The 13,636-nt window shown below is 41.6% G+C and carries 12 protein-coding genes and 2 tRNA genes; 1 reads left to right on the top strand and 13 read right to left on the bottom strand.

Annotated elements, in window-relative coordinates; translation table 11 throughout:
* Positions 1–103: 103 nt before the first annotated feature.
* Entirely contained in the window at positions 104–811 is a 708-nt protein-coding gene (locus tag FE005_RS08420) for a GntR family transcriptional regulator (RefSeq protein ID WP_003127608.1), read from the bottom strand.
* A 188-nt stretch (positions 812–999) separates the two neighbouring features.
* On the bottom strand, positions 1,000–5,232 hold the full coding sequence (locus FE005_RS08415) for a 2-hydroxyacyl-CoA dehydratase (protein WP_138371638.1): 4,233 nt from the start codon (positions 5,230–5,232) through the stop codon (positions 1,000–1,002).
* A 177-nt stretch (positions 5,233–5,409) separates the two neighbouring features.
* On the opposite strand from FE005_RS08415, the gene FE005_RS08410 reads away from it, so the two are divergent.
* Positions 5,410–6,015 carry a TetR/AcrR family transcriptional regulator gene (locus FE005_RS08410; protein WP_060813470.1) on the top strand — a complete coding sequence of 202 codons (606 nt, stop codon included), beginning with the start codon at positions 5,410–5,412 and terminating at the stop codon, positions 6,013–6,015.
* Positions 6,016–6,171: 156 nt separating this feature from the next.
* Here the strand turns inward: FE005_RS08410 and FE005_RS16835 are convergent, their stop codons facing one another.
* From FE005_RS16835 to FE005_RS08360, 11 genes are all read right to left on the bottom strand, one after another.
* Positions 6,172–6,339 (bottom strand): hypothetical protein, encoded by a 168-nt coding sequence (locus tag FE005_RS16835; protein ID WP_003127605.1) that lies wholly within the window; start codon positions 6,337–6,339, stop codon positions 6,172–6,174.
* A gap of 140 nt (positions 6,340–6,479) precedes the next feature.
* Positions 6,480–6,551, bottom strand: a tRNA-Gln gene (locus FE005_RS08405).
* A 1-nt stretch (position 6,552) separates the two neighbouring features.
* Positions 6,553–6,636, bottom strand: a tRNA-Tyr gene (locus FE005_RS08400).
* Positions 6,637–6,721: 85 nt separating this feature from the next.
* Positions 6,722–6,958, bottom strand: a complete 237-nt coding sequence (locus FE005_RS08395; RefSeq protein WP_005471857.1) for a DUF2969 domain-containing protein — start codon at positions 6,956–6,958, stop codon at positions 6,722–6,724.
* A gap of 124 nt (positions 6,959–7,082) precedes the next feature.
* Positions 7,083–7,730, bottom strand: a complete 648-nt coding sequence (locus tag FE005_RS08390; RefSeq protein ID WP_003127602.1) for a CBS and ACT domain-containing protein — start codon at positions 7,728–7,730, stop codon at positions 7,083–7,085.
* A 25-nt stretch (positions 7,731–7,755) separates the two neighbouring features.
* Positions 7,756–8,457 carry an ABC transporter ATP-binding protein gene (locus FE005_RS08385; protein WP_005471855.1) on the bottom strand — a complete coding sequence of 234 codons (702 nt, stop codon included), beginning with the start codon at positions 8,455–8,457 and terminating at the stop codon, positions 7,756–7,758.
* Positions 8,457–9,233 (bottom strand): ABC transporter ATP-binding protein, encoded by a 777-nt coding sequence (locus tag FE005_RS08380; protein ID WP_060813473.1) that lies wholly within the window; start codon positions 9,231–9,233, stop codon positions 8,457–8,459. Before FE005_RS08380 ends, FE005_RS08385 begins: the two co-directional genes overlap by 1 nt.
* Positions 9,214–10,191, bottom strand: coding sequence for a branched-chain amino acid ABC transporter permease (locus FE005_RS08375; RefSeq protein WP_005471852.1), 978 nt, complete (start codon positions 10,189–10,191; stop codon positions 9,214–9,216). Before FE005_RS08375 ends, FE005_RS08380 begins: the two co-directional genes overlap by 20 nt.
* Before the next feature lie 9 nt (positions 10,192–10,200).
* On the bottom strand, positions 10,201–11,079 hold the full coding sequence (locus FE005_RS08370; RefSeq protein ID WP_003127599.1) for a branched-chain amino acid ABC transporter permease: 879 nt from the start codon (positions 11,077–11,079) through the stop codon (positions 10,201–10,203).
* A 209-nt stretch (positions 11,080–11,288) separates the two neighbouring features.
* A complete protein-coding gene (locus FE005_RS08365) occupies positions 11,289–12,476 on the bottom strand; it encodes an ABC transporter substrate-binding protein (protein ID WP_003127598.1) in 1,188 nt (395 codons plus the stop codon).
* A 260-nt stretch (positions 12,477–12,736) separates the two neighbouring features.
* Complete coding sequence (locus tag FE005_RS08360; protein WP_003127596.1) at positions 12,737–13,609, bottom strand: ROK family protein; 873 nt, start codon at positions 13,607–13,609, stop codon at positions 12,737–12,739.
* Positions 13,610–13,636 lie beyond the last annotated feature (27 nt).

Genomic DNA, 13,636 nt, shown 5'->3' with positions numbered 1-13,636 from the left:
GCTTGAGGCATCATTTCTGACAATTCTTGCTACTCTTTCACCTCGTTTACTAGCTTTCACTTTTGTCTTTCACTTTGGTCAATATAATTTTCTATTTCCTGTCTTATTTTTCTAAATAAAATTCAAAACGATTCCCTACGTATTGTGTACGCACGTATTCAAATGGTTGTCCGTTTTCAAAACAGGTAATTTGCCGCATTCTTAAAATTGCATCCCCGCGTTTGATTTGCAAGTAATCAGCGATTTGCTCCGAAGCAATCATTGCTGAGATCGTTTGTGAGGCAGCTCCGATCTTATGACCGCCCTTTTCTTCTAACACATGATACAAAGATGAGATGATTTCTTCTTTACTAAAATTGTGAATCAATTTCTCTGGAATACTCGCCACTTCGAAACAAATAGGTACATCATCTGCATAACGAATGCGTTCCATCCGTAAAATCGTCTCATGTCCTTCTAATTGCAACTTTTCCATTTCACTCGAACTTGGGGCTGTCAAGAAGTAGGCCACTGCTTTACTAGAAGGCACCCGTCCAAGTGAGCGCATGATCTCAGTAAAACTCGTGGTTCCGCTCATTTTCTCCTGTACTTTCTGACGAGCCACATAAGTTCCTGATCCGATTTTTCTTTCCAAAATCCCTTCGTCGGCTAGTGTCTGAATAGCTTGGCGCAATGTCATGCGACTAACACCGAATTGTTTCGCTAACTCGCGCTCAGAAGGCAAACGGTCACCGATTTTGTAGGTTTCATTCTCGATGTTTGCTTTGATTTGATCATGTATCTGTATGTATACGGGTAAGTTCTCTGCCATAGTCTATTCCTCCATTCAGTTTCTATTATAACTGGTATATACCTAAATAACCAATGAAAAAACTAAAAAGACTGTCAATTTAAGGGAAAAATCCTTTTTTTCATTCTGTTCTTCTTGCAAAAGACAAAATAAGAAAAAAAGTTCCCTCAAATTGGTACAGTCTTATTGGATAGTTAAAGCGCTGAATGTTAGTTGCTGCTTTGCAAAGCTTTATTGGCCGTTGCCAACATTAAACGAATCCGATTCAATTGATTGACCATGGAGACTCCAGGATCATAATCAATCGCAGCAATATTGGCTTTAGGATATTGGTGCCGCAGTTCTTTGATTACACCCTTACCGACCACATGATTTGGCAAACAACCAAAAGGCTGCATGCAAACGATATTAGTCACATCAGATTTCAATAGATCAATCATTTCACCAGTCAAAAACCACCCTTCACCCGTATGATTACCAATAGATAAGATTTTGCTAGCATCATCTGCTAATTGATAAATCGAGTGTAATCCTTCAAATCGCTGAGAAGCCCGCAACGCACGGTCCATCGGTTTTTGGATCCGTTCGATCAATCCAATGGCAAATTCAGCGATCCATTTGCTTTTTTTGGCCATTCCTAGGTTTTGATAGCGCCAAATCTGATTATAAAGCGAATAATTCATAAAACCAACCATGTCTGGTACTACCGCTTCCGCCCCTTCTGCTTCCAAAAGTCTCACGATATCGTTATTCGCTGTAGGAGAGTATTTCACTAAAATCTCGCCTACCACACCGACTCTTGGTTTCACGATGTCCTGCAGATCAATCGTATCAAAATCGGCAATGATTTTTTTCATGTTGTGGTTGAACAAAGTAAAAGAACCGTTGCGTACATTTTTTTCAACTTTTTTAAGCCACGTTTCATGAAGCCGATCTACAGAACCAGAGATGGCTTCATAAGGCCGCGTTCGATAAACAACTCGTTCAAATAAATCTCCATACAAAAATGCAACAGCCACGCGTTTGAGCATTGGTAATGTAAACTTAAAGCCAGGATTTGACTCCACGCCTTGATTTCCCATGGAGACCGAAACGACGGGAACTTGTGGAAAACCCGCCTCGTTCAATGCTTTACGCAGCAGCGGGATATAATTGGTTGCCCGACATCCCCCGCCCGTTTGTGTCATCAATACGCTAGTGTTTTGCAAGTCATATTTTCCGCTTTGGAGTGCTTCGATCAATTGACCGATGGAAATAATGGCTGGATAGCAAGCATCGTTATTTACGAAACGCAGGCCCACATTGACTGCTTCTCGATCATCCGCCGGCAAGCAGATCACATTGTATCCCGAAGCTTGCAGTGCCACATCAACTAACCCGCTTTGATGAATTGGGCTTAGCATGGGTAATAACAAAGTATGTTGTTTACGCATTTCTTTAGTAAATGTGATCTTGGCTGGTTCTTCAAAACGTTGAGTAGGAATAAAATGGTTTTTCTCCCTTTCATTGACAGCTGCCTTAAGAGAACGTAAACGGATCCGAATGGCGCCTAAATTAGCCCCTTCATCGATTTTCAATACAGTGTACAATTTGCCATATTGTTCCATGATCTCTTCTACTTGATCTGTTGTGACGGCGTCGATTCCACAACCAAATGAGTTTAGTTGGACCAATTCCAACTGCTTGCTTTTAGCGACGACCCGTGCTGCGGCATATAAACGAGAATGGTAAACCCACTGATTAACGACCCGTAAATGACCGACATTTCCCAAATGCGCAATGCTATCTTCTGTTAATACATGAAAGCCCTCTTGGGTAATCACTTCCGCGATCCCATGATTGATCTCCGGATCCAAATGATAGGGTCTGCCAGAAAGTACGATGCCTCGCTGATTGGTTTCGGTCAGCATCCGTAAGGTTTTTTCCCCTTGCTGACAAACATCTAGCTTAAATTGATCCAATTCTTCAAAACCAAGCCGCAATGCGTGCGCGATCTCTGTCTCAGTGATACCCAAATCTTGAAATTCTTCTGACAACACTTTGACCATTGAAGTTTCGTCTGCCAAATTTAGAAACGGGTTACGATAATCCACACGGCCAGCACGGATATCATCCAGATTGTTGCGAATAACATCTGGGTAGCTTTGTACGATGGGACAGTTGAAATGATTCTCAGCCTGCGCTGTTTCTGGTCTTTCAAAAATAATTCCTGGATAAAAAATCAATGGGACCCCTTGGTCGATCAACGTTTGAATATGTCCATGAGCGATTTTGGCCGGATAACAAGCGGTATCACTTGGAATTGTCTCGATACCTTTCTCATACAATTCTTTGTTTGATCGTGGGGACAATTCAACGCGAAAGCCCAGTTCTGTAAAAAAAGTATGCCATAACGGATAGTTTTCATATAGATTCAATACACGAGGAATGCCGATACGCCCACGAGACGCTTCTTTTTTGCGAAGCGGGCGATACTTAAACAAGCGGCGGTATTTGTAATCGACTAAATTTATCTTGCGCTCTTCTTTTTTGATTTTGATGCGGGCACCCCGCTCGCAGCGATTTCCGGTAATAAATTTGCGTCCATCCGAGAATAAAGTGACAGTCAGCATACAATTATTTTCACATAACCCGCAATGAGTGAATTCTTTTTCAGCAGTAAATTGACTCAATTCATCACTTGAAAGCAAGGCTGTGACTTCACCAATCTCGTAATTTTCTAACGCGATCAGTGCTGCACCATAAGCCCCCATCAAGCCAGCAATTGACGGCCGCACGACTTCCCTGCCGCTGATTTTTTCAAAGGCTCGTAACACCGCCTCATTATAAAAAGTTCCTCCTTGACAGACGATTTTTTCGCCTAGATCTTCTGGGCGACGAATTTTGATCACTTTATACAAGGCATTTTTGATCACAGAATAGGAGAGACCCGCAGAAATATCCCCGACAGATGCACCTTCTTTTTGGACTTGTTTCACTTTTGAATTCATGAATACCGTACAGCGAGAACCAAGATCGACTGGATTCTTGGCAGTAGTGGCTGCTAACGCAAATTCTTTGACTTCGTATTTCAGCGAACGCGCAAAGGTTTCAATAAAGGACCCGCAGCCTGAGGAACAAGCTTCATTCAGCTGGATCGAAGAGAGTGCACCATCTTTGATAGTCATGGCCTTCATATCCTGCCCGCCAATGTCTAAAATAAAATCGACCCCCGGTTGGAAATGTTCGGCGGCTTTATAATGAGCCATCGTTTCAACTTCACCAATGTCAATTTTCAGTGCATTTTTGATCAACTGTTCTCCATATCCTGTGACCGCAGCTTTCCCAATGAACACAGCTGGTGGCATCTGCTGATACATTTCCTGTAATACCCGCATGGTGGTTTCCAATGGCTGCCCTTCATTGTTGCCATAAAAAGAGTAAAGAATCCTACCCACTTCGTCGATCAATACGACTTTCGTTGTCGTTGAACCCGCATCGATACCGAGAAAGGCTGCTCCTGTATGAGAAGCAAGTTTTTTTTCTTCCACCGAAGATTGGCCATGACGCTGTCTAAAAACTGCGAGCTCTTCTTCCGTAGCAAATAGCGGCGCCAATGTGTGAGACGGTTGCAATTTCGCTGAATCATCGGTTGATAACCGGGCTAATAATGTATTGAGTTGAGCTGTTTCTTCTCCATATAAAGCGGCGCCGATCGCAACAAACAGCTGGGGATTTTCTGGAAAAATAATGTCTTCTTCAGCAATTTGCAGTGTCTCCACAAAGCGGCGCCGTAGTTCAGACATGAAATAAAGGGGGCCACCTAAAAAAGCCACTTTTCCCTTGATTTTACGACCAGCAGCTAACCCTGCAATCGTCTGATTGACCACTGCTTGAAAAATACTGGCGGCGATGTCGGCTTTATCTGCTCCTTCATTGATCAAAGGTTGCACATCTGTTTTTGCGAATACCCCGCAACGGGAAGCGATAGGATAGATCGTTTGATAATTTTTCGCTAAATCATTTACACCATTAGCATCGGTTTTCAACAATACCGCCATTTGATCGATAAACGCACCCGTCCCACCTGCACAGCTACCATTCATTCGTTGTTCCAACGCCCCTTCAAAAAAGGTGATTTTGGCATCTTCTCCCCCTAATTCAATGGCAACATTTGTTTCAGGAATCAGTGTCTCAACTGTTTTAGTACAGGCAATGACCTCTTGCACGAAAGGGATCGCTAAAACTTCGGCCAGTCCCATCCCTCCAGAGCCAGTGATTGCTAGTGCGACCTGTTGATTACCGATGACTTCCTGAGCTTCCAGTAAAACTTTTTTTGTGGCAGTTTTGATATCCGAATAGTGGCGTTCATACTTGGCAAAGAGGGTCTGCTTTTTTTCATTCAAGACCACCATTTTGACAGTCGTCGATCCTACATCGATACCAGCACTTAATTTTTTCATAGGGTGCCTCCGCTTTATCCAACACTTTGTTGATTATCTTACAAACTGTTTGTTATAATACTTATGTCTATTTTAAGAACAATCTATTGACATTTCAACAAACAGATTCATGGGATGTGTGGGATAAGCAACAGGAACGGTAAAAATGTCGTTTAAATTGAGAGGAAGTTCACAAAAATGAAAAAAGTTGATTTGCGGGTTCAACGCACGAATAAACATATCATGGAGGCTTTTATCCGACTCGTAGAGCAAAAAGGCTACGATCAAGTGACTGTCCAAGATATTGCCGACGAAGCCATGATCAATCGTGCGACATTCTATGCTCATTATAAAGACAAACAAGATTTATATGAAAAAATTTTTGATATGGCAATCGACTCCTTTACTTCGATTTTGTCCCTTGAAGATTTAGTCCAGGGAAATCGAATCAAGATCAAACGAGTCGAACTTGCGATGACAAAAATCTATCAGCACATTCAGGACAATCGCTTTTTTTATCTGACCATCATGGATGGCGCAGCCATCGAATTAGTCCGGCAACGAATCGCGGAGATTCTCTATGAACAATATGACCATATTTTTTCAAAATTAAAAATTACAGAAAGCTCCATCGAAGTACCGCTGGATTTCGTTATTGAATATATGACATCGATTTTTGTTGGTACTCTGCACTGGTGGCTTACTGCCGATAGTCAAATGACTCCTGACCAACTAGCTAAACTGGTCATTAAATTAGTCGCCAATGGACACTTAACCGTTCTCGGTATCGAAATCGAAGGGTAACATACGAGAAGGAGAGTATATCGTATAAATCAAAAAACCGAACCAGAGTTGCTTCCCCCAGTACTTCCTCTCAGAAATCAGGAAAACGTGAAACGGGTGACAACTCTTGTCCGGTTTATTTGTTATTGGGCTGTTTTACTCAATGTCTTTTCGCAATCAATGATTCTTTGAACGCCATTTGATCGTATCTTTTGTTTTACGCAATTGTGTAACTTTGATACCTTTTGGTGCAATACGAATAGCATAATCTTCACGTTTGACAACATCATACACATGTTCAGCTGCTTCGGTGACTTTTTCTTTTAGATTCAATTTAAATTTCATCTTCTCATCTCCTGAGTTATTTACCTATAGCCTATCGTAAATAAAAAAAATCTTCAACTTTTAACCCTTAGAATTTTGCTATAAATAACGAAGAAAAGTCAGCAAGACATGCTTGCTGACTTTTCTTGATTGTTCACTGACTGGGGTAGCTGGATTCGAACCAACGCATGACGGAGTCAAAGTCCGTTGCCTTACCGCTTGGCTATACCCCAATGGTGGAGGAGAGTGGATTCGAACCACTGAACCCGAAGGAACGGATTTACAGTCCGTCGCGTTTAGCCACTTCGCTACTCCTCCAAACGGCTTTTAAAAAACCTGACTCAGTTATAATACCTAAAAATATAACAAATTGCAAGAGCAAAATGTCATTTTTTTTAAGAAATTATTCATGTAAGTTCCATTGGCGCAAAATCGTTTCAATTGCTGCATCCAAAGTTCGGCTTGCACCTAAATCTTCTTCGCCCAGAAAGCTTTGGAATTCTTTCGGACCGGATGCGAGAATTTCACCAATCACTTTTTTCCCTAATACTAGTTGATGGACTTCATATTCTTTTCCTTGGATCACCTTAACGGTTTCTTCCACACGGACTTCAATATCTTTATTTTTTTTCGACATCATACTCACCTCTTTCAGATACCTTGTTTATTCTACCAGAAAACACCGCAAAGCAAAAGCAAATCTAGTCAACCATTCATCCAGAAAAAAATCATGCAATCACTGATTGTGTTTGCATGATTTTTGCTTATTTTTGATTGGTCAATACCGCACTCAATACCGTATACCCAGCATTGGCAAAAATTTTCTCGATTTCTGACACTTGTCTGGATTCAACTTGAATCTCTACGATCGTTTTCAAAGCCATTCGATTGACCACGATCGTTAAAATACTTAATTGATGATCTGTTAATAACTGCGTGATTTCCGCTAAGACACCGCTGTGGTCATCAATAATCTCAAGAGCTACTCTTGTACCGCCCTCATAATAACCTGTGATCTTCAAGAAAGCATCAAAGATATCATTGTTCGTAATGATCCCTACTAGTTCGTCATCTGCTAAAACAGGCAACACACCGACATTTTCTTCTCGCATGACTGCAATCGCGTCTTCTAGCAGCGCCTCCGGTTTGATGGTGGTCACTTTCTTCAGCATGATATCTGCTACAGTCGTTTTGTTTAATAAATAATTCATTTCATAAACACTTAAACTTGTCGCTTTTGAAGGCATTGCTTCTGCAATCGTGCCTTCTGTAATCAGGCCAACTAACCGTTGCTGATCAACAACCGGTAATCGATGGATGTCATGTTTTTTCATTAAGTCTATCGCATCAAATATTGGCATTGCCGAATGAACAGTGATGACATTCTTGGTCATAAAATCACGTACGCTCATTTTTCATCCCCCTTGTTGTAAGCTATTAACCGCCTAAATAGGCTTTCTTGACTTCATCACTTTCCAATAACTCTTGCCCGCTTCCTTGCAAGACGATTTTGCCGGTCTCTAGAACATACCCGCGGTCAGCAATGGACAAAGCCATTTTGGCATTCTGCTCAATCAATAAAACGGTCGTTCCTTGCTGTTTGATTTCTTGGATAATCGAGAAGATCTCTTTGATGAATATCGGGGCTAGGCCCATGGATGGTTCATCGAGTAAAAGCAACCGAGGCTTGGACATCAGTGCACGTCCCATTGCCAACATCTGCTGTTCTCCTCCTGATAACGTTGAAGCATCTTGACTTAGTCGTTCTTTTAGGACAGGAAATTTCGTGAAGACCTGCTGATAGTCCTCTTTGACTTGATTGTCTTTTCGCAAAAAAGCGCCCATCTCAAGGTTTTCTTGAACGGAGAGTCCTGGAAAAACGTGACGTCCTTCAGGTACTTGTGATAATCCATTAGCAACGATTTTTTGTGGAGCTTCTTTTTGGATGGGTTTGCCTTCAAAGAGAATCGTGCCTTTAGAGGGTCGGATCAGACCGGAAATCGTCCGCAAAATCGTCGTTTTCCCTGCACCATTGGCACCGATCAACGAGACGATCTCTCCTTGATTGACTTCAAAGGAAACATCATGAACCGCTTGGATCATGCCGTAATGGACACTTAAATTTTCAATACGCAGCATTAGAGTTCCCCTCCTAAATAGGCTTCGATCACTCGCGGATCATTTTTGATCTCTTCTGGCTTTCCATGAGCAATCACTTGCCCATATTCCAGTACATAGATGCGTTCACAAACTTCCATGACTAAACTCATGTCATGTTCGATCAATAAAATCGTCAGTTGAAAGTCTTTTTGGATACGGTAGATCAATTTAGTCAGTTCCGCTGTTTCCTGAGGATTCATCCCGGCGGCTGGCTCATCAAGAAAAAGGATCTTTGGTTCAGTAGCCAATGCCCGAACGATCTCAAGACGTCGTTGTTCACCGTAAGGAAGATTTTTTGCTAGTGTTTGGCTTTTATTTTCTAAGTCAAAGATACGCAATAATTCCATGACTTTCTCTTTCATTGCAGCCTCTTTGTGATAAAACTTTGGCAACCGCAACACACTCGTAAAAAAGCCTTCTTTTTGTTTGCTGTTCATGGCAATCAGAACATTGTCCATCACTGTAAGATCTTTGAACAACCGAATGTTTTGGAAGGTGCGGGATAATCCCATAGCTGCGATATGATAGGGCTTCTCCCCATTCAATCGCTTGGATTGTCCTTGTTCTTCTAAAAGAACGTCGCCTTCACTTGGTTCATAGACGCCTGTCAGCAGATTGAAGAGTGTCGTTTTCCCTGCACCATTCGGACCAATCAGGCCAACTAGTTCATTAGTTTCTAAATGTAAATCGACATGTGAAACTGCCGCCAAACCACCAAAGTTCTTAGTCAGCTTCTTAACTTCCAATAGAGGCATTCGTGTCATCCCCCTTTTTTGTAAATTTATCAAAGATGCGCTTCACAGAAAATTCCCAAGTTCCCAAAAGTCCACTTGGCTTGAAAATCATAATGGCGATCAATGCCAGTGCGTAAATAATCATGCGCAAATCTGAGAAGCCTTGTAAGTACATATTCAATATACCTAATACGACCGCTGAAACCACTGCTCCTGTCGTACTACCGATCCCGCCAAACACAACGATGATCAAGACATCGATCGATTTCATAAAGCCATAATCTTTCGGAAATACCGATTGTTGATAACTTGCATATAATGTACCGGCAATACTAGCCATGACAGCACCCATCACAAAAGCAATCACTTTGTATTTCGTTGTATTGACCCCCATTGCTTCCGCAGCGATCTCATCTTCTCGTATCGCTAATGTTGCTCGTCCTGGTCCACTATGGATAAAATTAGAGACCACCAAGATGGAGCCGACAGCAAAAAGAAAGACGATTTGCCAATTACTGAATTGCGGTAACCCGAATATCCCTGCAGGTCCATTCGTCAATCCTCGTAAATTGACTAATAAGATACGGATAATCTCTGAAACACCTAACGTTGCAATCGCTAAGTAGTCTCCTTTCAAGCGCAATGTTGGAATCCCGACAACTAATGCGATCAGCCCCGAAACGAACATCCCCACGATAAGACCAGAAAGAAATCCGCCAAATGTAGGATTGTTGGCTGTTAAAATTGCCCCTGCGTAAGCACCAATCGCCATAAAACCTGCATGACCTAAAGAAAATTGTCCCGAAAAACCAATAATTAAATTTAGCCCTACTGCTAAAATAATATTGATTCCGATATTGACGATAATCGCGTCTGAAAATAGATTGATCAATCCGCCGTTATAAGCTGCAAACAAACCGAAGTAGATAACAGCGGCGAGTGCTAACCAAGTAATGTTGTATTTCAAATTCTTTTTCATCACTGACACCTACACTTTCTCTTTCAGGTTCTTGCCCAATATTCCTGCCGGACGGACCAACAATATAATTATTAAAATGACATAGACTAAAGCATCTTTATAATCAGAAAAACCTAATGCAGTAGCAACTGTTTCAATTAGTCCGATCACGAAGCCACCTAATGCTGCCCCAGGAATGATCCCTATACCGCCTAATACAGCCGCAACAAAAGATTTTAGTCCCGGCACAACCCCCATCGTAGGATCGATCGAATTGTAATACAATCCAATTAACATCCCACCAGCAGCTGCCAACGCAGAACCAAGAGCAAATGTGAAGGAAATCGTCCGATTGACATTGATCCCCATCAACCGTGCGGCATCCGCATCCACGCTAACAGCACGCATCGCTTTTCCCATTCTGGTTTTCTTGACGATTAGCTGTAAAAGGATCATTAACGCCAATGAGACTGCTAAAATCAATAATTGTATGTTACTTACCTCCACAAAACCAATACTATAAGTTTTGCGGGCAATGGCTTGTGGAAATGGTCGGACATCTGGTGAAAAGAAAAAAATCATGACATTTTGCAATAAATAGGAAACACCGATAGCGGTGATCAAAGCCGAGATCCGGGTGGAATTCCGGAGTGGGCGATAGGCCAGAAACTCGATCGTCACGCCTAACGCTGCACTAGCAATCATTGAGATGAATAGTGCAGGAAAAAAGCCCAGATTCCATTGATTGATCAAAAAATAACCAATAAAACTGCCGATCATATACACTTCACCATGAGCAAAGTTGATCAGTTTAATGATGCCGTAAACCATCGTGTAGCCTAACGCTAATAAGGCATAGATACTACCTAGAAATAAACCGTTGATTAGTTGTTGGATCATCATTTCCATGTTTTCACTTCCAATACCTTAAATTCTTGATACTTGTCTAAGAAAAAGGAACCGCGACAGAAGTCTTCAGCAACGAGTCAAATGAGTATCTGCCATGATTGATAGGATCACAGATTTACGACTTTTTCATTTATCGTTCATCATTTTGTTCGCTTACCTTCGACTTTGTCTCAGTCCCTATTTGATCGTGTAAAGAACGGTCCTTCTATTTAAGGATTTACTGTATCAGCTGACGTTTCTTTACCTTCAGTTAGTCCTAATACAACTGCTGATTTTTCTGGATTATGATTTTTGTCCATGGTGATCTCTCCCGTCACACCTTGGAAGTTTTTCAAAGCAGATAGTCCTTCAGCAATCGCAGTTGAGTCTGCTGAATCTTGATCTTCAATGGCTTGTTTGATCATGTAGACAGCGTCGTATGCCAATGCATTAAATGCGGAAGGTTCTTTGCTATACTTTGCTTTGAATGCTTCGACAAAAGGTTCTACCTTGTCATTGGCAGGAGCTTTAGTTGAGAAGTGTCCTGTATAATAAACATCCGATACATTTTCCGCGCCTGCTGTTTGGACCATTTTTTCATCACCAAAGCCATCCGCACCAATAATTGGCTGATCGATTCCTAATTCTCGGGCTTGCTTGATAATCAAACCAGCTTCGGTGTAGTAGCCAGGAATGAACAATACATCAAAGTCAGCATTTTTGATTTTCGTCAACACCGCTTGGAAATCTTTGTCACCTTCTGTGAAATTCTCTTCGAGTACAATGTCGCCATTGTAGCTATCTTTAAAGGCTGCTGATAATCCATTCGCATAGTCGCTGGAATTATCGCCTAAAATAATTGCTTTTTTAGCATCCAAGTTGTCTGCAGCATATTTTGCTAAGATCGTTCCTTGGAAACTGTCTTGGAAACAAGAACGGAAAGCAAATCCTTGAACTTTGTCACTGCTGACAGTAATCGCATCATCTGTTCCGGAAGGTGTCACTAACGGAACTTGTGCTTTGGTGACATTTGGCAATGCCGCCTTCGTCGCACCTGAAGTTGCTGGCCCGATCATTGCTACTACTTTATCATTGGTCGTTAAATTGGCTGCGACTGTCGCTGACTCATTATTGTCAGATTTGTTATCTTTTGAAACAATTTCAATTTGTTTTCCTAAGATACCGCCACTCTCATTGATTTCTTCAACCGCCAGATCAATTCCTTCTTTTTCCGCCGTTCCATAAGCTGCAACAGCACCCGATAATTCTAAATTGACACCAATTTTGATCGTATCACCTTCTTGTTTGTTGCCACCGCTAGCAGAACCGCTACCGCTAGTGGAACCACCAGTTGGTCCCGCACTACAAGCCGATAATAAAAATAAACTAGCAAATAAAAATGCAAATTTCTTTTTCATCCTTATTCCTCCCCTACTCCCATGGATATGTTATCAAATATACTTAATAATAGGGAAAATGTCAACGAATTATCAGAATATTTTCTTTATTCAGATACTTTAAATTATTTTAAAAAAAATAAAGATTGATGCGTCGCGATTGTAATCGATTTCCGAAAAAAATAGTTGTGACCACTCTTCCAAAGTGATCACAACTTGTGTATCTGTTGATTCAAGGTTTATGTTTAAAATTGAAAAAATGACAGCAACAATGCGCTGAATCAATTCAGTACTTGTGCGGTGAAATTAGCTGCCGCTCCAACTAGATTGGCATCGTTTCGATAATCACAAAGCTTAATCAGTGGAACAAAGTCATTTAAGTCTTGTGCTGCCAGCATTTTCTTCATTCGTTGATTGATTTCTGGCAACAATCCTGCTTTTGCACTGACTCCGCCACCAATAATCAATACTTCAGGGTCAAAAGCAAATTGGATGCTGAATAACCCTTCAGTCAAATAGCGATAAAATTTGTCTACCTCTTCTTTGGCGATAATATCACCTTCTTCTGCTCGACGAAAGACTTCCTCGCCACTGATCGTTTTGCGGTCCACACCGATTCGGTCACAATAACGCCAAGCCATTTGAACAGCCGTCCCTAACTGTGAAAAAGATTTGCCTTTATCAAGAACCATCAAACCAAACTCGCCGCCGTAAAGATGGGCGCCTTTGATCAGTTTTCCTTGTTGAAAAAGTGCTCCGCCGACCCCAGTACCAATCACGATGAATGCTGCCGTGTCAAAATCTTTCCCAGCGCCTTGATAAAATTCTGCCATTCCGGCACAATTGGCATCATTCTCAATAGTGACTGGCAATTGAAATAACGCTTCCAATTCAGCGAAAATATTAAATCCGTGAATATATGGAATGGCGCTGATCCCATTGATCTGCTGCTGTGCAACATTCACCGCTCCTGGCGCACTAATGCCAACGCCTTCAAGAGGTTTTTTAATGCTATCTCGAATTGCTTTGAGCTCTTCTTTCATTTTTTGCCAAGTATCAGGCGTCGCAAATTGTCCTTTGTCACTTAATTGTTCGTCCTGCCATAATCCATATTTCACTGCAGAACCGCCCATATCAAATACTAGTAATGTCATCTCAACATTCCTTTCTCACTCAGTTGT

This window comes from Enterococcus sp. M190262, assembly GCF_005843965.1.
Lineage (GTDB): Bacteria > Bacillota > Bacilli > Lactobacillales > Enterococcaceae > Enterococcus_D > Enterococcus_D gallinarum.
The sequence above is the reverse complement of the archived record's forward strand: the minus strand, read 5'-3'. Positions and strand labels throughout refer to the sequence as shown.